Source organism: Paenibacillus sp. JT22N1, assembly GCF_059692155.1.
This window is the reverse complement of record NZ_JCAUAW010000033.1, coordinates 27,493-46,974: the sequence shown is the minus strand read 5'-3', so window position 1 is coordinate 46,974 and position 19,482 is coordinate 27,493. Positions and strand designations below refer to the sequence as shown.

Here is a 19,482-nt window from a genome sequence, read left to right as displayed (position 1 = left end):
TTTAAAACCTCCCATCGCACTCGGCATTACGAACAGCACAATAGGTGCCGATGTCGCAGATATTGCCCCATCAGAACCTATTAGCTATTTATTGATAAACCCTTTGTAATGACGCTTAATCAATTGGCTCTCGATTTGTTTCATCGTCTCAAGACCAACGCCTACTACGATAAGTAAAGATGTACCACCAATCCGAACCGAACTAGGCAAACCGGCAAGTCCTCCGAATAGCATTGGAAGAATCGAGATCGCTGAGAGAAACAAAGCTCCAGAAAGAGTAATTCTAGTCATTACGCGTGTCAGATAAGTCGATGTTGTCTTACCGGGTCTAATACCTGGTATGTAGCCACCATTTTTCTTCATCTGGTCAGCCATTTGAACTGGATTAATTTGTACGAAGGTATAAAAGTATGTGAATCCAATAATCAGCAGTACGTATAGTACAATCGCTAGTGGTGCAGTTTGGTTAATACTTAAATTGTTAATTATCCATTCTGCAACAACATTACCTCGCCAGTAACTAGCAATGGTAGGAGGGAACATCAATAACGATAGCGCAAAGATTACAGGGATTACACCAGCCGCATTCACTTTAAGAGGAATGTGAGTGGTTTGACCACCATACATTTTACGACCAACTACCCGTTTCGCATATTGTACAGGTATCTTACGGATACCTTGCTGCACGAATATGACCCCGGCAATAATCAGTATAACAACCAAAGCAATAATGATCAGTTTCACGATATTCAGGAACAAAGCTCCTTCGGTCGCAAAAAGTGTTTTGTAAATTTGTTGAATGCTTGTTGGAATCGCCGCGACGATACCAGCAAAGATGATAATGGAAATACCGTTTCCAATCCCATATTCCGTGATTTGCTCACCGAGCCACATCAAGAAAGCTGTACCAGCTGTCAGTACGAGAGCGATTAGAGCAAAGGTTGTGACACCTGGATCAATCACGAGTCCGCTATACAAACGGTTAAACCCAATTGAAAGTCCAAAAGCCTGAATCACACCCAGAATAATCGTACCGTAACGAGTTACTTGTGTCATTTTCTTTCTTCCGACATCGCCTTCTTTTGCCCATTGCGCAAAGCGTGGAATTACATCCATGGACAAAAGCTGAACAATGATAGAAGCTGTGATGTAAGGCGTAATTCCCATCGCGAAGAGGGAAAATTGGAAGAGCGCACCGCCAGAAAACGTGTTAAGCAAACCAAAGACATCACTCTGATTCGCTTGGTCTTGAAGTTTCAGAACATCCGTATTAATGTTAGGTACCGGAATAAAGGCACCTAAGCGGTAGACGATTAGCAAGATGAGCGTAAAGAAAATTCTTCTGCGTAAATCTTCTACTTTGAAGATGTTGGCTATGGTATTAAACATTAAATCACCTCGGTTTGACCGCCGGCAGCTTGGATTTTCTCAATTGCTGATTGAGAGAACTTATTCGCTTTAACGGTTAATTTTACTGTGATTTCACCGTTTCCTAAAATCTTGATACCATCTTTAGGAGCTTTAACAATACCAGTCTCCATTAATACTTGTGGAGTAACTTCGGTACCAGCTGCGAAATTGTTCAAATCTTCAAGGTTTACGATTGCGTATTCCGTACGGAAACGATTCGTGAAACCACGTTTAGGTAAACGACGGTATAACGGATTTTGTCCACCCTCGAATCCAGGACGAACGCCTCCACCGGAACGTGCGTTTTGACCTTTATGCCCGCGAGTTGATGTTTTACCCATGCCGCTACTTGTACCACGGCCAACACGTTTACGAGTGTGACGAGAACCAGTAGCAGAACTTAGCTCATGTAACTTCATCGTTGCACACCTCCTCTAGATCTTAATATCTTGCTACTATGCTTCGATTTCTTTAACTTCTACCAAATGGCTCACTTGATTAACCATGCCTCTGATCGCAGCATTATCTTGATGAAGAACAGTTTGGTGCATCTTGCGAAGACCAAGTGTTTTCACAGTAACGCGTTGTGTTTCAGGGCGGCCAATCAGGCTGCGTTTTAGGGTAATTTGTAATTGTTTCGCCATGTTTACCCCTCCTAACCTAATAGCTCTTGAACTGTTTTACCGCGAAGCTTTGCAACTTCTTCCGCTTTTTTCAAGCGGCTTAAGCCTTCAAGCGTTGCGTTAACCATGTTCATGGAGTTCGATGAACCAAGGGATTTTGTCAAGATATCGCCGATACCAGCAAGTTCAAGTACTGCACGAACTGGTCCTCCTGCGATAACTCCTGTACCTTGGGAAGCTGGTTTAAGCAGAACGCGTCCTGCACCAAACTTACCTGTTACAAGGTGAGGAATCGAAGTGCCTACGATAGGAACATGAATCAAGTTCTTTTTCGCATCTTCAATGCCTTTGCGGATTGCATCAGGAACTTCGGAAGCTTTACCGATTCCTGCGCCAACCCAGCCATTGCCATCGCCAACGACAACAAGTGCGCTGAAGCTGAAACGACGTCCGCCTTTTACTACTTTAGCTACGCGATTAATATTAACAACTTTTTCTGTTAGCTCTAAAGTATTAGGATCTACACGCAAGTCTTTTACCTCCTTATATATGTTTTTCCTAGAATTCAAGTCCAGCTTCACGAGCTGCGTCAGCTAATGCTTGAACACGTCCATGATAAAGGTATCCACCGCGGTCAAAAACCACTTTGTCTAAACCTTTTTCTTTCGCGCGTTGAGCGATTAATGCGCCAACTTTACGAGCAGCTTCAACGTTACCGCCATTACCAATTTCACTTTTCAGTTCTTTATCTTGAGTCGATGCAGCAACGATTGTAATACCCGTTGTATCATCGATAAGTTGAGCATACATGTGTTTGGAAGAGCGGAATATGTTCAAGCGCGGACGAACAGTTGTACCTTCGATTTTCTTACGAACACGAAGATGTCTTTTCAAACGAGCTTTATTTTTATCGCTTTTAGTAATCATCTATACTTACACTCCTTTCATCATCTTATGATGCGAGGCTTATGCTTACGTAGCAAGTTTTCACTCGAAAACTCTTAGCTATTACCCGCGATCTAACGATCTTATTTCTTCTTACCAGCCTTACCTTCTTTACGAAGAATACGTTCGCCTTCATACTTGATACCTTTACCTTTATACGGCTCTGGCTCACGTACGGAACGAACTTTAGCTGCCATAGCGCCCACTAATTCTTTATCAATACCTTTAACGATGATTTTCGTGTTCGTAGGAACATCGAACTCAATGCCGTTTTCAGGAGTGATTTCAACTGGATGGGAGTACCCAACGTTGAGAACTAATTTGTCGCCGCTCTTGTTAGCACGGTAACCAACGCCAACTAGATCCAAAGATTTCGTGAAACCTTCCGTTACGCCACTTACCATGTTGGCAACAACACTACGTGTTGTACCATGCAGGGAACGGTGGAGTTTGTTATCGGAAGGACGCTCAACGGAAATCTCGTTTTCTAGAACATTTACTTTCATATCTTTATGAAGTTCACGGGACAAAGAACCTTTAGGGCCTTTAACCGTGATTTGAGTATTGTCTAGTGTTACATTTACACCACTTGGAATGGTGATTGGCTTACGACCAATACGAGACATGTTTGCACCTCCATTCAATTACAATTGTATTACCAAACGTAGCAGATAACCTCTCCGCCAGCTTTGGATTGACGAGCATCTTTATCCGTCATAACTCCTTTAGATGTGGAGATGATGGCAATCCCTAATCCGCCCAATACACGAGGGATTTCTTGTGATTTAGTGTAAACGCGTAGACCTGGTTTGGAAATTCTTTTCAAACCGGAGATAACACGCTCATTGTTTGAACCGTATTTCAGGAACAAACGAATGATACCTTGTTTGCTATCTTCAACGTACTCAGCGTCACGGATAAATCCTTCTTTTTTAAGGATTTCAGCGATTTCCCTCTTCACTTTTGACGCAGGAATTTCAACTGTTTCATGACGTACGATATTCGCATTACGAATGCGAGTTAGCATATCTGCAATTGGATCTGACATGACCATTTTGTGTAAACCTCCTTCCCGAAAATAGGGTGATTACCAGCTTGCTTTTTTAACGCCTGGAATCTGACCTTTGTGTGCTAATTCGCGGAAACAAATCCGACAAATTTTGAACTTGCGAAGCACTGAATGCGGACGTCCGCAGCGCTCACAACGTGTGTATGCTTGCACTTTAAACTTCGGGGTACGTTGCTGTTTGACTTTCATCGAAGTTTTTGCCACTTAATATAACACCTCCTGATAGGTACGACTGGTAACCTATTTAACGAAAGGCGCTCCGAGTTGTGTTAAAAGCTCGCGAGCTTCCTCGTCGGACTTAGCCGTTGTAACGATAACAATATCCATACCACGAACTTTATCAACTTTATCATACTCAATTTCTGGGAAAATGAGTTGTTCTTTCAGACCAAGTGTGTAGTTTCCACGGCCATCAAAAGCCTTGTTGGAAATACCACGGAAGTCACGTACACGTGGAAGTGATACGTTGAAAAGTTTATCCAAGAAATGATACATACGCTCGCCGCGAAGAGTTACTTTCACGCCGATTGGCATATTTTCACGAAGTTTGAAACCCGCGATCGCTTTTTTGGATTTTGTTACAACTGGTTTTTGACCAGAGATCTTTTGAAGATCTTCTACTGCAGTGTCAAGTACTTTGGAGTTCGATACAGCCTCACCAACACCCATGTTGATAACGATTTTCTCGACTTTAGGAACTTGCATAACTGTTGAGTAGTTAAACTTTTGAATTAACGCTGGAGTGATTTCGTTCAAATAACGATCTTTCATTCTTACTGCCATGACTCATTTGCCTCCTTTCCATGCTTGTTTGTATTAATCGATAACTTCGCCGGATTTTTTCGCGATACGAACTTTCGTTCCGTTATCCAATACTTTGTATCCTACGCGAGTAGGTTTGCCGCTCTTAGGATCAATTAGCATCACGTTAGAAACGTGGATTGCAGCTTCTTGATTCAAGATACCGCCTTGTGGATTTTGTTGAGATGGTTTCGCATGTTTCTTAACCATGTTTACACCTTCTACTAGCACACGGTTTTGACGAGGATAAGCAGCGATAACGCGACCCTTCTTACCTTTGTCTTTACCAGTGATTACAAAAACCGTATCGTCTTTTTTCACGTGCAGTTTATTGTTATGAGATTCTAATCTCTTTTTTAATCTTGGCATTAGCTTCTACACCTCCTGAGGTTTCCCGTTAGGAAAACAAACATCGTAACTGTTCTTAGATAACTTCTGGAGCCAAGGATACGATCTTCATGAAGTCTCTGTCACGAAGTTCGCGTGCAACTGGTCCAAAGATACGTGTACCACGTGGACTTTTATCTTCTTTCACGATAACAGCCGCATTCTCATCGAATGAGATATATGATCCGTCTTTACGGCGAGCACCGCTCTTCGTACGAACGATAACTGCTTTAACAACGTCACCTTTTTTGACAACGCCACCTGGTGTTGCTTCTTTTACTGAACAGACGATCAAATCACCAATGTGACCAACGCGACGACCAGTACCACCCAAAACGCGGATACACATTAATTGTTTCGCACCTGAGTTGTCAGCGACAGCCAAACGAGTAAATGGTTGAATCATCGTATTCCCTCCTTTCGGGGTTCATGTCTAGATTATTAGATAACAACAGCAACTTCAATAATTTCAACCAATCTCCAGCTTTTATCTTTGGATAACGGTCTAGTTTCACTGATTTTTACAGTGTCACCAATTTTAGCTTGGTTGTTTTCATCATGAGCTTTAAATTTTTTCGTATATTTGATTCTCTTGTGATAGAGATCATGTTTTTTGTAAGTTTCAACAGCAACAACAATGGTTTTATCCATTTTATCACTGACAACTTTACCGACCTGCACTTTACGATCGTTGCGTTCAGCCATCTAAGGAACCCTCCCTTCTAGATTTGGTTACCCAATCCCCAATTCTCTTTCACGCAAAATAGTCTTGGCACGAGCGATCTCTTTACGCAAATCACGAATTTGAGTCGGGTTGTCCAATTGACCAGTAGCTAGTTGAAAACGGAGGTTAAAGAGTTCTTCTTTAAAACCATTAACTTTTTGCTCAATTTCAGCAGTGGTTAAGTTCCGGAATTCACTACCCTTCATTTGCTTCACCGCCTACTTCTTCTCTTTTCACGAATTTCGTTTTGATTGGAAGCTTGTGAGCAGCAAGACGCATCGCTTCACGAGCGACCTCTTCACTTACACCAGCAAGTTCAAACAAAATTTTACCCGGTTTTACTACTGCTACCCATTTCTCCACGTTACCTTTACCACTACCCATACGGACTTCAAGCGGTTTTTGTGTAACTGGTTTAGCTGGGAAGATTTTAATCCAAACTTTACCGCCACGTTTGATGTAACGTGTCATGGCAATACGTGCTGCTTCGATTTGACGGTTGGATACCCAAGCCGGTTCTACCGCTTGCAGACCATATTCGCCAAAAGCTACTTCCGTTCCGCCTTTAGCGCGACCTTTCATGTTACCGCGGTGTTCTTTACGGTGTTTTACACGTTTAGGTACTAACATGATTTAAATTCCTCCTTCCGGCTGAGCCTTTTTCTTAGCTGGCGGAAGCACTTCTCCACGATAAATCCATACTTTTACACCGATACGTCCATAAGTAGTGGCTGCTTCAGCAGTACCATAGTCGATATCCGCACGAAGCGTATGAAGTGGAACTGTTCCTTCGCTATATCCTTCCGTACGAGCAATCTCAGCACCGCCAAGACGTCCGCTAGTTGCTACTTTGATACCTTTAGCGCCGGATCTCATTGTTCTTTGCATAGCTTGTTTCATAGCACGACGGAATGAAACGCGACGTTCCAATTGAAGTGCGATAGCTTCAGCTACGAGAATTGCATCAAGATCTGGGCTTTTGATTTCAGAAATGTTGATGTGAACTTTTTTATTGGACATACCAGCGATGTAGTTGCGAATAACTTCAACTTCAGCTCCGCCTTTACCAATAACCATTCCTGGTTTAGCAGTATGAATCGTAACGTTCACACGGTTAGCCGCGCGTTCGATATCGATATGGGAAACTGCTGAGTCTTTAAGTTTATTTTTTAAGTATTCGCGGATTTTGACGTCTTCAAGCAACAGAGTTCCGAAATCTTTCTCTGCGAACCATTTGGACTCCCAATCACGAATAATACCAATTCTAAAGCCTACCGGGTTTACTTTCTGACCCACACGTTATCCCTCCTTATTTTTCAGATACCACGATTGTGATGTGGCTGGTACGTTTTTTGATCGCGCTAGCGCGGCCCATTGCACGTTGTTGGAACCTTTTCATTGTAGGTCCTTGGTTAACAAACGTCTCAGATACCACTAATTTATTAGGATCTAATGAATAGTTATGCTCTGCATTGGCAATTGCGGAATTCAGTAGTTTCTCCAGAATTGGAGAAGCTGCTTTAGGTGTGTGACGCAGAATCGCAATCGCTTCACCTACCGCTTTTCCCCGAATCAAGTCAACAACTAGCTTTGCTTTACGAGGAGCAATCCGAGCGTGGTTCAATATTGCTTTAGCTTGCATGGTAGTACCTCCTCTCGGTTAAAAATGAAATTAACGTTTTCCGGTTTTCTTGTCGTCATCGTGACCTTTGTAAGTACGAGTTGGTGCAAATTCACCAAGCTTGTGTCCAACCATATCTTCGGTTACATACACAGGCACGTGTTTTCTTCCATCATATACTCCGAAAGTGTGACCAACGAATTGCGGGTAAATCGTAGAACGACGGGACCACGTTTTGATAACCAGTTTTTTGCTGGAAGTGTTCAAGTCTTCTACTTTTTTCAGTAAGTATCCATCAATAAATGGACCTTTCTTTAAGCTGCGACCCATGGGTGTTCCTCCCTTCCTTGAACCTCAAGAGAATTCATATATCCTAGATTACTTCGTACGGCGACGTACAATGTATTTATCGGATGCTTTGCCTTTTTTACGAGTTTTGAAACCAAGCGTCGGTTTACCCCATGGTGACATAGGTGATTTACGTCCGATTGGTGCGCGTCCTTCACCACCACCGTGTGGGTGATCATTCGGGTTCATTACGACCCCACGAACTTGTGGACGATTGCCTTTCCAACGATTACGTCCTGCTTTACCGATTTTCACGAGCTCGTGATCTTCGTTACCAACAGAACCGATTGTTGCGCGGCAAACTTTAAGGACTTTACGAACTTCACCGGATGAAAGGCGAATGGTTACGTAAGTTTCTTCTTTACCAAGAAGTTGAGCTTCCGTACCGGCAGCGCGCACTAATTGTGCACCTTTACCAGGCTTCAACTCGATGTTGTGGATAACTGTACCAACTGGAATGTTTTCCAATGGAAGAGCGTTACCTACTTTGATATCTGCTTGTGGTCCAGAAACGATACGATCGTCCACTTTAAGACCTTTAGGAGCGATGATGTATTTTTTCTCACCATCAGCATAATGAATCAATGCGATGTTTGCGGAACGGTTAGGATCGTACTCAACTGTAGCAACGCGTCCTGGTATTCCATCTTTAGTACGTTTGAAATCGATAATACGGTATTTACGCTTGTGTCCACCACCGTGGTGACGAACCGTAATTTTACCTTGGTTGTTACGACCAGCATGCTTGAACAGAGGAGCAAGCAATGATTTCTCTGGTGTTGATGTTGTGATTTCTTCAAAAGTAGAAACCGACATCGCACGTCGAGCTGGTGAGGTTGGTTTGTATTTTTTAATTGGCACTCTGATTTCCTCCTTACTTCAAGAAATGGGTTATACCGATTCAAAGAATTCCAATTCTTTGCTTTCTGCGCTTAGGGACACGATAGCTTTCTTCCAAATGGAAGTGTAACCGGAGTGTTTGCCATAACGTTTAGGCTTAGCTGGCATTCTCAATGTGTTTACATTTGTAACTTTTACTTTGAAGATAGCTTCAATAGCTTGTTTAATTTCTGTTTTGTTAGCGCGAAGACCCACTTCGAAAACATACTTTTTGTTAGCCATTAGGTCGCTTGTACGCTCAGTGATGATCGGGCGCTTGATAATGTCGCGTGGATTTTTCATTGTGCAAGCACCTCCTCAACTTTCTGTACAGCCTCTTGTGTTAAGATCAATTTGTCATAAAGCATGACATCAAGAACGTTAACTCCATCAGCAGCAACAAATTTCACACCTGGGATATTACGAGCAGACAAAGCAACATTGGAGTCGTTAGCAACGCCCACAACTAGTACTTTGCTATCTACTTTCAGGTTGTTCAGAATAGCAACGAAATCTTTCGTTTTCGGAGCATTCAATTGAAGTTGATCCAATACGATCAAGTTGTTATCGATAAGTTTCGAGGACAAAGCGGATTTAATCGCTAAGCGACGAACTTTTCTAGGCAATTTGAAACCATAGCTACGAGGTGTCGGTCCGAATACGGTACCGCCGCCTTTCCACTGTGGAGCACGAATACTACCTTGACGCGCACGACCTGTACCTTTTTGTTTCCAAGGTTTACGACCACCGCCGCGAACTTCCGAACGACCTTTTGTTTTGTGTGTTCCTTGACGCACAGCTGCTTGTTGCAAAAGAACAGCTTCGTGGATCGCATGAACGTGAGGCTCAATTCCGAAAACAACGTCAGACAGTTCAACTTCTCCTACCTGAGCACCTGTTACATTATATAAAGCTACTTTTGGCATCTGTCTTCCTCCTTTCTTACTTTTTCACAGCAGACTTCACGCTAACGTAGCTGTTTCTAGGACCCGGAATGGAACCTTTAACTAGCAACACGTTACGCTCAGCATCTACTTTAATGATTTGCAGGTTTTGCAAAGTTACTGTTTCGTTACCCATGTGCCCTGGCAATTTCTTACCTTTAGGAACGCGGTTTGCTTGAATGGAACCCATGGAACCTGGTCCGCGGTGATAACGTGATCCGTGAGCCATAGGGCCTGTGGATTGGTTATGTCTTTTGATGTTACCTTGGAAACCTTTACCTTTGGAAGTACCCGTTACATCAACGAATTCGCCCTCTGTAAACAGATCTGCTTTCAGTTCTTGACCAACTTCATAGTCACCCAACTGAATGCCACGAATTTCTTTAACGTAGCGCTTAGGCGTTGCCCCTGCTTTTTTCGCATGGCCAAGCTCTGGTTTAATGATTCTGCTTGCTTTCACATCATCAAAACCGATTTGGATGGACTCATAACCGTCGTTATCCACATCTTTCTTTTGCAGTACCACACATGGTCCCGCTTGAATGACAGTTACCGGAACTACATTACCCTCCGGAGTAAACAACTGTGTCATCCCAAGTTTTTTTCCTAAGATACCTTTCATCGTTGACACCTCATTTCCTTCCTAAACGTTCATTCTATAGTTGTTTTACAGTTTGATCTCAATATCAACGCCAGACGGTAAGTCTAAACGCATTAGAGCATCAACTGTTTGTGGTGTTGGATTCACAATATCGATAAGACGCTTATGCGTACGCATTTCGAATTGCTCACGCGAATCCTTGTACTTGTGCACCGCACGAAGAATCGTGATGATTTGCTTCTCTGTCGGAAGCGGAATCGGACCGGATACACCTGCACCGGAACGCTTGGCAGTTTCCACGATTTTCTCAGCTGATTGATCAATAATTCTGTGATCATAAGCTTTCAAACGGATACGAATTTTTTGCTTTGCCATGATAAGTCCCTCCTTCTATCGCCCAATTTATTATCGGACATACTCCGCGAAAATTCTCCAACAACCATCCCCATGGCAAAGGGGCCTGGTGTGTCGGCAACCTTTCGCATCATCGCAACGTCACAGACCAACGTTTTATATTATATAAAATTTGAAAACGAAAAGCAAGCGAAATTTTAGGCATATGCATAAAAAAAACACCCACCGCCTAAACGATGAGTGTTTCTTCTATATATAGGTATTATTTTTGAATTGTTGCAACCGCGCCCGCACCAACTGTACGTCCGCCTTCACGAATCGCGAAGCGTGTTCCTTCTTCGATTGCGATTGGGTTGATTAGTTCAACAGTAACAGTGATGTTATCACCAGGCATAACCATCTCTGTACCTTCTGGAAGAGAGATGATACCCGTTACGTCAGTTGTACGGAAGTAGAACTGTGGACGGTAACCTGTGAAGAAAGGCTTATGACGGCCACCCTCTTCTTTAGTTAGAACGTAGATTTGTGCAGTGAAGTTCGTGTGTGGTTTAACTGAACCTGGTTTCGCAAGTACTTGTCCACGCTCGATATCTTTACGGTCTACACCACGAAGCAAAGCTCCAATGTTGTCACCAGCTTGAGCGGAATCAAGCAATTTACGGAACATCTCTACACCAGTTACGATGCATTTACGAGTTTCTTCAGCGATACCAACGATTTCAACTTCTTCTTGTACTTTAACAGTACCACGCTCAACACGACCAGTTGCAACTGTTCCACGACCAGTGATTGAGAATACATCCTCAACTGGCATAAGGAAAGGCTTGTCAGTTTGACGTTCAGGAGTTGGGATGTAAGTATCAACTTGTTCGAACAACTCGATGATTTTGTCAGCCCAAGGACCTTCTGGGTTAGCAAGAGCTTCACGAGCTGCACCACGGATGATTGGAGTATCATCGCCTGGGAACTCATATTCGTTAAGAAGGTCGCGAACTTCCATCTCAACCAATTCAAGCAACTCTTCGTCTTCAACCATATCACATTTGTTAAGGAATACTACGATGTAAGGTACGCCTACTTGACGGGAAAGAAGGATGTGCTCGCGAGTTTGCGGCATAGGGCCGTCAGCTGCGGATACAACCAGGATCGCTCCGTCCATTTGAGCAGCACCAGTGATCATGTTTTTAACATAGTCAGCATGTCCTGGGCAGTCAACGTGTGCGTAGTGACGGTTAGGTGTTTCGTACTCAACGTGAGCTGTGGAGATTGTGATACCGCGCTCGCGCTCTTCTGGTGCTTTATCGATTTGGTCGAATGCTACTGCAGCTCCACCGTATCTTTTGGACAGTACTGTAGTGATAGCAGCTGTCAAAGTTGTTTTACCATGATCGACGTGACCAATAGTCCCGATGTTAACATGCGGTTTGTTACGTTCAAATTTAGCCTTTGCCATTTTAAACGATTCCTCCTTAGAGTAACTAGTATTTTTATATTAAGCGCCTTTGCCTTTTGCAATAATTTCTTCTGCAATGGACTTAGGTACTTCTTCATAATGCGAAAGTTCCATGGAGTAAACACCACGGCCTTGTGTTCTCGAACGAAGTGTTGTGGAATATCCAAACATTTCGGACAAAGGCACCTTAGCACGGATGATTTGCGCGCCATGACGGTTATCCATACCTTCAATACGTCCACGACGGGAGTTAAGGTCACCCATAACATCGCCCATGTACTCTTCTGGTACAGTAACTTCAACCTTCATGATTGGCTCAAGAAGAACCGGCTTACATTTTTCTTTAGCTGCTTTAAGTGCCATGGAACCTGCGATTTTGAACGCCATTTCATTGGAGTCAACATCATGGTAAGATCCATCAACAACTGTAGCTTTGATATCCACGAGCGGGAATCCTGCGATTACACCATTCTTCATGGACTCTTCGATACCCGCTTGAATAGGAGCAATATATTCTCTAGGAATAGATCCACCCACTACTTTGCTTTCGAAAATGAAACCTGTACCAGCTTCTTGAGGTTCGAACTCAACCCAACAATGTCCGTATTGACCACGACCACCGGATTGACGAACGAATTTACCTTCAACTTTAGCTGATGCACGGAACGTTTCACGATAAGCTACTTGCGGTTTACCAACATTGGTTTCTACTTTGAACTCACGAAGCATACGGTCAACGAGGATTTCAAGGTGAAGCTCACCCATACCTGCGATGATCGTTTGTCCTGTTTCTTCGTCTGTGGAAGCACGGAAAGTCGGATCTTCTTCAGCAAGTTTTTGCAATGCGATACCCATTTTATCTTGGTCGGCTTTCGTCTTCGGTTCAACAGCAAGCTGGATAACCGGTTCAGGGAAGACCATTTTCTCAAGAATAACTGGATTTTTCTCATCACAAAGTGTATCACCTGTCGTTGTATCTTTCAATCCAACGGCCGCGGCAATGTCACCAGAGTATACAATGCTGATTTCTTGACGGCTGTTCGCATGCATTTGCAAGATACGACCAACGCGCTCACGTTTGCCTTTCGTTGCGTTAACAACGTAGGAACCGGAGTTCAAGGTACCAGAGTAAACACGGAAGAACGTAAGACGACCAACGAAAGGATCTGTCATGATTTTGAATGCAAGCGCTGAGAAAGGTTGATCGTCAGCAGACTTACGAACCACTTCAGTACCATCGTCAAGTACACCTTTAATGTCAGGTACATCAAGAGGGGATGGCAGGTAGTTAATTACCGCATCCAACATCAATTGAACACCTTTGTTTCTGTAAGAAGACCCTACGATAACTGGGAAGATTTTCACTTCGCAGACACCTTTACGTAGAGCTGCTTTGATTTCGTCAACAGAAATTTCTTCGCCTTCAAGATACTTCATTGTAAGCTCTTCATCGAGCTCAGCAACTTTCTCAATCAATTCCAAGCGAAGTTCTGCAACTTGATCTTTGAACTCAGCAGGAATCTCGATTTTCTCGATATCCTTACCAAGATCGTCTTTGTACATATAAGCAACTTCATCAACCAAATCAATGATACCTTTGAATTCATTCTCAGCACCGATTGGAAGTTGAATAGCTACTGCATTTGCACCAAGTTTTTGACGCATGGATTCAACAACTTGCAAGAAGTCTGCACCGATGATATCCATTTTGTTTACGTAAGCAATCCGTGGAACGTTGTATTTATCAGCTTGTCTCCAAACTGTTTCCGATTGAGGCTCAACGCCCTCTTTCGCACTAAATACACCAACTGCTCCATCCAACACACGAAGGGAACGCTCTACCTCAACAGTAAAGTCAACGTGTCCCGGGGTATCAATAATATTGATGCGGTGACCTTCCCATTGCGCAGTTGTAGCGGCGGAAGTAATCGTGATTCCACGCTCTTGTTCCTGCTCCATCCAGTCCATCGTAGCTGCACCTTCGTGCACTTCTCCGATTTTGTGAACTTTACCTGTATAGTACAGAATGCGCTCTGTTGTTGTCGTTTTACCAGCATCGATATGAGCCATGATCCCGATATTACGTGTGTTTTTTAAGGAGAACTCTCTAGCCATAGGTCGTTATGTCTCCTTTCTGATATTGATTTAGAATTCTACCAACGATAGTGAGCGAATGCTTTATTAGCTTCAGCCATTTTGTGTGTATCTTCACGTTTCTTAACGGAAGAGCCTGTGCTGTTGCTAGCATCGATGATTTCATAAGCCAATCTTTCTTCCATCGTCTTCTCACCGCGTAGACGTGAGTAGTTTACCAACCAACGCAAGCCTAATGTCGAACGACGATCAGGTCTTACTTCGATAGGCACTTGATAGTTTGCTCCACCAACACGGCGAGCTTTAACTTCTAGCACTGGCATAATATTTTTGATAGCAGCTTCAAACACTTCCATCGGCTCTTTACCTGTACGATCTTTCACGAGGTTAAAAGCGTTGTATAGAATGGTTTGTGCTACCCCTCTTTTTCCATCAACCATAATGCGATTGATAAGACGAGTAACTAGTTTGCTATTATAAATTGGATCTGGCAATACGTCTCTGCGAGTAACTGGACCTTTACGAGGCATAGTTATCCCCCTTTCTTATAAGAATCATCACTGATTATTATCTCTTATTTTTTAACTTTCGGACGTTTTGTACCGTATTTGGAACGGGATTGCTTACGGTTGTTAACACCGGAAGTATCCAGCGCGCCACGCACGATGTGATAACGTACCCCTGGAAGATCTTTAATTCTACCTCCACGGATCAATACAACACTGTGTTCTTGCAGGTTGTGACCGATACCTGGAATGTAAGCTGTCACCTCTACGCGGTTCGTTAAACGAACACGTGCATATTTACGAAGTGCGGAGTTAGGCTTCTTAGGAGTCATAGTACCTACACGCGTGCAGACACCACGTTTTTGAGGTGCACTCAAATCCGTTGCTTCTCTTTTCAAAGCGTTAAAACCTTTTTGCAAAGCTGGTGATTTAGACTTATCCACCTTCGCTTGACGACCTTTACGTACTAGTTGGTTAATTGTTGGCATATCGCCACCTCCTCCCTACATTCATAACATGATGTTCTTCTTGCAAGCCCACAGATCCAGGCGAGTCATAAATGAGCAAAGAGAAAGTCCTTGCCATGGATAGCTGCGAAAAGTTATAAAAACTTATGTAGGCTATGGCCACTAACAAAAACGTCTTTAGCGTTTATTCATTTACAACAGCTGCTACCGCAGCTCCAACTTCAATTCCACATGCTTTACCTAGCATCTTCATAGAATCCACATAGGTAATAGGTACACCCTTCTGCGTACAGAGAGTTACCAGATTTATCGTCAATCGCGGATCTGCATCTTTGGAAACAAAAACTTCGACTGCCTTACCTTGTTCGACTATTTTTGTAACTTTCTTCGTACCTACACTTATATTCTTCGCCTGTTTGACTTTATCATAAGACATAAGGCACCCCCTTCAAAGAAAAGGAAAGAATATCGACTTAGGCACACTACGATATAGTAGCACTTTGAAACTCGGGTGTCAAGGAATTACTTCATATATTTTATTAGTCTTGCTAGATTAGTAAAAGTAAATCAGAAGGGACAGCGCACTTCATTATAAAGTGGCTATCCCTCCTGATTACATAGCGAATCTATTCAACAGTGACAGTTTCTTTTTCAAGATCCTCGTCTTGTACAACCACTTCGTTCGGATCCGTAATACGGATATTCCGGTAACGAGGCATACCCGTACCTGCAGGTATAAGTTTACCGATAATAACGTTCTCCTTAAGACCAAGTAATTGGTCAACCTTGCCTTTAATTGCTGCATCCGTCAAGACACGTGTCGTTTCTTGGAAAGACGCCGCAGATAGGAAGGAATCGGTCTCTAGGGACGCTTTAGTAATACCGAGCAAGATAGGTCTTGCAACAGCAGGTTCACTACCAGCGAACAAGGCAACTTTGTTGGCAGCTTCATATTCATGAATGTCTACGAAGGAACCAGGAAGAAGCGTTGTATCTCCAGCGTCAACGATACGGATTTTCCGTAACATTTGGCGAACCATAACTTCGATATGTTTATCGTTAATTTCTACCCCTTGGTTACGATATACGCGTTGAACCTCTTGCAGAATGTAGTTCTGCACGCCGCGGATACCTTTGATACGGAGCATTTCCTTCGGATCGATAGAACCGTCAGTCAACTCGTCTCCAGCTTCCACTTGTTGATTCAATGAAACACGTACACGTGAACCGTAAGGAACTGCATATACTTTGGATTCCGCTTCCCCTTGGACTTCGATCTCACGACGGTCCTTAGCTTCACGGATTTCTTTCACAGTACCATCAATTTCGGAAATGATCGCTTGACCTTTCGGATTCCGAGCTTCGAAGAGCTCTTGAATACGCGGCAAACCTTGCGTAATATCATCTCCGGCAACACCACCGGTATGGAACGTACGCATCGTTAACTGTGTTCCTGGCTCACCAATGGATTGAGCAGCGATAATACCAACTGCTTCACCAACCTCAACAAACTGGCCAGTAGCTAAGTTACGACCGTAACATTTCTTACAAACACCATGATTGGTACGGCAGCTAAGAACGGAACGAATTTGAAGTTTCTCGATACCTGCTTCAATAATTGTATCTGCAATACCCGATTCGATGAGTTCATTGCGTTGAACAATGACTTCACCTGTTTTCGGATGACGAAGAGTTTCATAAGCATAGCGACCCTCAATACGGTCATAGAGATCTTCAATAACCTCTTTACCATCTTGAATTTTGCTAACCATGAAGCCTTTGTCAGTTCCACAATCATCTTCACGAACGATAACGTCTTGTGCTACGTCAACGAGACGACGAGTCAGGTAACCGGAGTCAGCTGTACGTAACGCTGTATCGGCAAGACCTTTACGCGCTCCGTGCGTGGAAATAAAGTACTCCAAGATTGTCAAACCTTCACGGAAGTTCGATTTAATTGGCAACTCCATAATTTTACCGGATGGATTCGCCATCAAACCACGCATACCACCAAGCTGTGTAATCTGAGATTTATTACCCCGCGCTTTGGATTCAACCATCATGCTAATAGAGTTGTATTTATCAAGGGATTTCATCAAAATATCTGTGATTTCATCCTTCGCTTTACTCCAGATCGCAATAACTCGGTCATAACGCTCTTCATCTGTAATCAAACCACGGCGGTATTGGTTCGTAACTACACGTACTTTCTCTTCACATTCTTTGAGGATTGCTACTTTTTCAGTAGGAACAACAACGTCAGAGACAGCTACGGTAATACCCGCTTTGGTGGAGTACGTGAATCCAAGCTCTTTAATTTTATCAAGGATCATGGACGTTTGAGTTGTGTGGTATTTACGGAAACACTCAGCAATGATAGAACCGAGATATTCTTTACCTACCGCTTTGTTCTCTTCACGTTCCAACATAATAGCTCTAAGATCAGCACCTTTTTCAAAAACAAAGTGAGCATCAGGAATCCCATTCAGCAGGTTTGTTTTAGTTGGTTCATTAATGAATGGGAAGTCGCTAGGGAAAATCTCATTCATAATGATTTTACCGATCGTCGTGATCAAGATTGCATTTTGCTGTTTCTCAGTGAAACTAACTTTGTTCAATGCTCTTGCAGGAATAGCAACCCGAGCGTGCAGTGCCATTTTGCCCGATTGGTAGGAAGAAACTGCTTCATGCACCGTTCTAATAATAGAACCAGCACCTTTAGCGAATTTGTTATCTGTTGTTAAATAGAAGCTTCCCAGAACCATATCCTGTGAAGGCGTAACAACAGGCTTACCGTCTTTCGGATTCAAGATGTTACCTGACGCCAGCATGAGCAAGCGAGCTTCGGCTTGAGCTTCAGAAGACAATGGTACGTGAACGGCCATTTGGTCACCGTCGAAGTCAGCGTTGTAAGCTGTACAAACGAGCGGATGAAGCTTAATAGCGCGGCCTTCTACCAGAATCGGTTCAAAAGCTTGAATACCAAGTCTATGCAGCGTAGGGGCACGGTTCAGAAGAACCGGATGCTCCTTAATTACTTCTTCAAGAACATCCCAAACATCTGGACTTACGCGCTCAACTTTACGTTTTGCACTTTTGATGTTATGGGCCAAACCTTTATTCACAAGCTCTTTCATCACGAAAGGCTTGAACAACTCAAGTGCCATTTCCTTCGGAAGACCACATTGGTACATCTTCAGGTTAGGACCTACAACGATAACGGAACGACCGGAATAGTCAACACGTTTACCGAGCAAGTTTTGACGGAAACGTCCTTGTTTACCTTTTAGCATATGGCTGAGGGATTTCAAAGGACGGTTACCAGGGCCTGTTACCGGACGGCCGCGACGACCGTTGTCGATAAGAGCATCAACAGCCTCTTGCAGCATCCGTTTCTCATTTTGAACAATGATATCCGGAGCGCCTAGGTCGAGCAATCTTTTCAAACGGTTGTTACGGTTGATAACGCGGCGATACAGATCATTCAAGTCAGAAGTCGCGAAGCGGCCACCATCGAGCTGTACCATCGGACGAAGCTCCGGAGGGATGACTGGAAGTACATCCAGAACCATCCAACCTGGTAAATTCTTCGAGTTACGGAATGCTTCCATAACTTCCAGACGCTTAATCGCACGATTTCGACGTTGACCTTGCGCTGTTTTGAGTTCTTCTTTGAGTGTATCTACTTCACGCTCGATATCAATATCGACTAGAAGTTTTTTAACGGCTTCCGCACCCATTCCCGCTTGGAAAGCATAACCGTACTTCTCGCGATAGCTTCGGTATTCTTTCTCGGAAAGCAGCTGTTTCTTCTCCAAAGGTGTATCCCCTGGATCAGTTACCACATAGGAAGCGAAGTAGATAATTTCCTCCAACGATCTTGGAGACATATCTAACGCAAGCCCCATACGGCTTGGAATACCTTTGAAGTACCAAATGTGGGATACCGGAGCGGCAAGTTCAATATGACCCATGCGCTCACGACGTACCTTTTGACGTGTTACTTCAACGCCACAACGGTCACAAACAACGCCTTTATAACGAACTCGTTTGTATTTACCGCAATGACATTCCCAATCTTTGGTAGGCCCGAAGATCTTTTCGCAGAAAAGACCTTCTTTCTCAGGCTTTAAGGTTCTGTAGTTAATCGTTTCCGGCTTCTTTACTTCCCCACGGGACCAAGAGCGAATTTTATCGGGTGATGCCAAGCCGATTTTCATAAACTCGAAGTTGTTAACGTCCATCAAGGAGCAACC

The 19,482-nt window shown here is 43.4% G+C and carries 28 protein-coding genes; all 28 read right to left on the bottom strand.

Features of this window, described 5'->3' with window-relative positions; translation table 11 throughout:
- Window positions 1-84 precede the first annotated feature (84 nt).
- Window positions 85-1,389 carry a preprotein translocase subunit SecY gene (gene secY / locus AC58UU_RS36455; RefSeq protein ID WP_171691212.1) on the bottom strand — a complete coding sequence of 435 codons (1,305 nt, stop codon included), beginning with the start codon at window positions 1,387-1,389 and terminating at the stop codon, window positions 85-87.
- Window positions 1,389-1,829, bottom strand: a complete 441-nt coding sequence (rplO, locus tag AC58UU_RS36450) for a 50S ribosomal protein L15 (RefSeq protein ID WP_029196449.1) — start codon at window positions 1,827-1,829, stop codon at window positions 1,389-1,391. Before rplO ends, secY begins: the two co-directional genes overlap by 1 nt.
- A gap of 36 nt (window positions 1,830-1,865) precedes the next feature.
- Entirely contained in the window at window positions 1,866-2,054 is a 189-nt protein-coding gene (rpmD, locus tag AC58UU_RS36445; protein WP_029196450.1) for a 50S ribosomal protein L30, read from the bottom strand.
- Between the two features lie 11 nt (window positions 2,055-2,065).
- Window positions 2,066-2,563 carry a 30S ribosomal protein S5 gene (gene rpsE, locus AC58UU_RS36440; RefSeq protein WP_029196451.1) on the bottom strand — a complete coding sequence of 166 codons (498 nt, stop codon included), beginning with the start codon at window positions 2,561-2,563 and terminating at the stop codon, window positions 2,066-2,068.
- A gap of 28 nt (window positions 2,564-2,591) precedes the next feature.
- Complete coding sequence (gene rplR, locus AC58UU_RS36435; protein ID WP_047683179.1) at window positions 2,592-2,960, bottom strand: 50S ribosomal protein L18; 369 nt, start codon at window positions 2,958-2,960, stop codon at window positions 2,592-2,594.
- A 101-nt stretch (window positions 2,961-3,061) separates the two neighbouring features.
- Window positions 3,062-3,604: a 50S ribosomal protein L6 gene (gene rplF, locus AC58UU_RS36430; RefSeq protein WP_047683181.1), complete on the bottom strand. Its 543-nt coding sequence runs from the start codon at window positions 3,602-3,604 to the stop codon at window positions 3,062-3,064.
- 29 nt (window positions 3,605-3,633) lie between these two features.
- The gene (gene rpsH / locus AC58UU_RS36425; RefSeq protein WP_029196454.1) at window positions 3,634-4,032 is read right to left on the bottom strand and encodes a 30S ribosomal protein S8; all 399 of its coding nucleotides are present in this window, start codon (window positions 4,030-4,032) and stop codon (window positions 3,634-3,636) included.
- Window positions 4,033-4,065: 33 nt separating this feature from the next.
- Window positions 4,066-4,251 carry a type Z 30S ribosomal protein S14 gene (locus AC58UU_RS36420; RefSeq protein WP_029196455.1) on the bottom strand — a complete coding sequence of 62 codons (186 nt, stop codon included), beginning with the start codon at window positions 4,249-4,251 and terminating at the stop codon, window positions 4,066-4,068.
- Between the two features lie 36 nt (window positions 4,252-4,287).
- Complete coding sequence (gene rplE, locus AC58UU_RS36415) at window positions 4,288-4,830, bottom strand: 50S ribosomal protein L5 (protein ID WP_171642881.1); 543 nt, start codon at window positions 4,828-4,830, stop codon at window positions 4,288-4,290.
- A gap of 33 nt (window positions 4,831-4,863) precedes the next feature.
- On the bottom strand, window positions 4,864-5,217 hold the full coding sequence (gene rplX, locus AC58UU_RS36410; protein WP_079418006.1) for a 50S ribosomal protein L24: 354 nt from the start codon (window positions 5,215-5,217) through the stop codon (window positions 4,864-4,866).
- A gap of 55 nt (window positions 5,218-5,272) precedes the next feature.
- Entirely contained in the window at window positions 5,273-5,641 is a 369-nt protein-coding gene (gene rplN, locus AC58UU_RS36405; protein WP_028557485.1) for a 50S ribosomal protein L14, read from the bottom strand.
- 35 nt (window positions 5,642-5,676) lie between these two features.
- On the bottom strand, window positions 5,677-5,940 hold the full coding sequence (rpsQ, locus tag AC58UU_RS36400; RefSeq protein WP_090826701.1) for a 30S ribosomal protein S17: 264 nt from the start codon (window positions 5,938-5,940) through the stop codon (window positions 5,677-5,679).
- 27 nt (window positions 5,941-5,967) lie between these two features.
- Complete coding sequence (gene rpmC, locus AC58UU_RS36395; protein WP_028557487.1) at window positions 5,968-6,165, bottom strand: 50S ribosomal protein L29; 198 nt, start codon at window positions 6,163-6,165, stop codon at window positions 5,968-5,970.
- Window positions 6,155-6,589, bottom strand: coding sequence for a 50S ribosomal protein L16 (gene rplP, locus AC58UU_RS36390; RefSeq protein ID WP_029196459.1), 435 nt, complete (start codon window positions 6,587-6,589; stop codon window positions 6,155-6,157). Before rplP ends, rpmC begins: the two co-directional genes overlap by 11 nt.
- A 3-nt stretch (window positions 6,590-6,592) precedes the next feature.
- Window positions 6,593-7,255: a 30S ribosomal protein S3 gene (gene rpsC, locus AC58UU_RS36385; RefSeq protein WP_029196460.1), complete on the bottom strand. Its 663-nt coding sequence runs from the start codon at window positions 7,253-7,255 to the stop codon at window positions 6,593-6,595.
- Window positions 7,256-7,268: 13 nt separating this feature from the next.
- Window positions 7,269-7,601 carry a 50S ribosomal protein L22 gene (gene rplV / locus AC58UU_RS36380; RefSeq protein ID WP_028557490.1) on the bottom strand — a complete coding sequence of 111 codons (333 nt, stop codon included), beginning with the start codon at window positions 7,599-7,601 and terminating at the stop codon, window positions 7,269-7,271.
- Window positions 7,602-7,631: 30 nt separating this feature from the next.
- Window positions 7,632-7,910 (bottom strand): 30S ribosomal protein S19, encoded by a 279-nt coding sequence (rpsS, locus tag AC58UU_RS36375; RefSeq protein WP_029196461.1) that lies wholly within the window; start codon window positions 7,908-7,910, stop codon window positions 7,632-7,634.
- 48 nt (window positions 7,911-7,958) lie between these two features.
- Entirely contained in the window at window positions 7,959-8,789 is an 831-nt protein-coding gene (gene rplB / locus AC58UU_RS36370; protein ID WP_028557492.1) for a 50S ribosomal protein L2, read from the bottom strand.
- Window positions 8,790-8,819: 30 nt separating this feature from the next.
- The gene (gene rplW, locus AC58UU_RS36365; protein ID WP_497322329.1) at window positions 8,820-9,110 is read right to left on the bottom strand and encodes a 50S ribosomal protein L23; all 291 of its coding nucleotides are present in this window, start codon (window positions 9,108-9,110) and stop codon (window positions 8,820-8,822) included.
- Window positions 9,107-9,733, bottom strand: a complete 627-nt coding sequence (rplD, locus tag AC58UU_RS36360) for a 50S ribosomal protein L4 (protein ID WP_057304268.1) — start codon at window positions 9,731-9,733, stop codon at window positions 9,107-9,109. Before rplD ends, rplW begins: the two co-directional genes overlap by 4 nt.
- Window positions 9,734-9,749: 16 nt before the next feature.
- Window positions 9,750-10,373 carry a 50S ribosomal protein L3 gene (gene rplC, locus AC58UU_RS36355; RefSeq protein WP_028557495.1) on the bottom strand — a complete coding sequence of 208 codons (624 nt, stop codon included), beginning with the start codon at window positions 10,371-10,373 and terminating at the stop codon, window positions 9,750-9,752.
- Between the two features lie 45 nt (window positions 10,374-10,418).
- Entirely contained in the window at window positions 10,419-10,727 is a 309-nt protein-coding gene (rpsJ, locus tag AC58UU_RS36350; protein WP_028557496.1) for a 30S ribosomal protein S10, read from the bottom strand.
- A 241-nt stretch (window positions 10,728-10,968) separates the two neighbouring features.
- Entirely contained in the window at window positions 10,969-12,159 is a 1,191-nt protein-coding gene (gene tuf, locus AC58UU_RS36345; protein WP_047683193.1) for an elongation factor Tu, read from the bottom strand.
- A 39-nt stretch (window positions 12,160-12,198) separates the two neighbouring features.
- Window positions 12,199-14,274 carry an elongation factor G gene (gene fusA, locus AC58UU_RS36340; protein WP_497322328.1) on the bottom strand — a complete coding sequence of 692 codons (2,076 nt, stop codon included), beginning with the start codon at window positions 14,272-14,274 and terminating at the stop codon, window positions 12,199-12,201.
- 38 nt (window positions 14,275-14,312) lie between these two features.
- Window positions 14,313-14,783, bottom strand: coding sequence for a 30S ribosomal protein S7 (gene rpsG / locus AC58UU_RS36335; protein WP_028557499.1), 471 nt, complete (start codon window positions 14,781-14,783; stop codon window positions 14,313-14,315).
- A 44-nt stretch (window positions 14,784-14,827) separates the two neighbouring features.
- On the bottom strand, window positions 14,828-15,247 hold the full coding sequence (gene rpsL, locus AC58UU_RS36330; protein WP_028557500.1) for a 30S ribosomal protein S12: 420 nt from the start codon (window positions 15,245-15,247) through the stop codon (window positions 14,828-14,830).
- Window positions 15,248-15,410: 163 nt separating this feature from the next.
- A complete protein-coding gene (locus AC58UU_RS36325; protein ID WP_171642877.1) occupies window positions 15,411-15,662 on the bottom strand; it encodes a ribosomal L7Ae/L30e/S12e/Gadd45 family protein in 252 nt (83 codons plus the stop codon).
- A 190-nt stretch (window positions 15,663-15,852) separates the two neighbouring features.
- Window positions 15,853-19,473, bottom strand: coding sequence for a DNA-directed RNA polymerase subunit beta' (gene rpoC / locus AC58UU_RS36320; RefSeq protein WP_497322327.1), 3,621 nt, complete (start codon window positions 19,471-19,473; stop codon window positions 15,853-15,855).
- Window positions 19,474-19,482 lie beyond the last annotated feature (9 nt).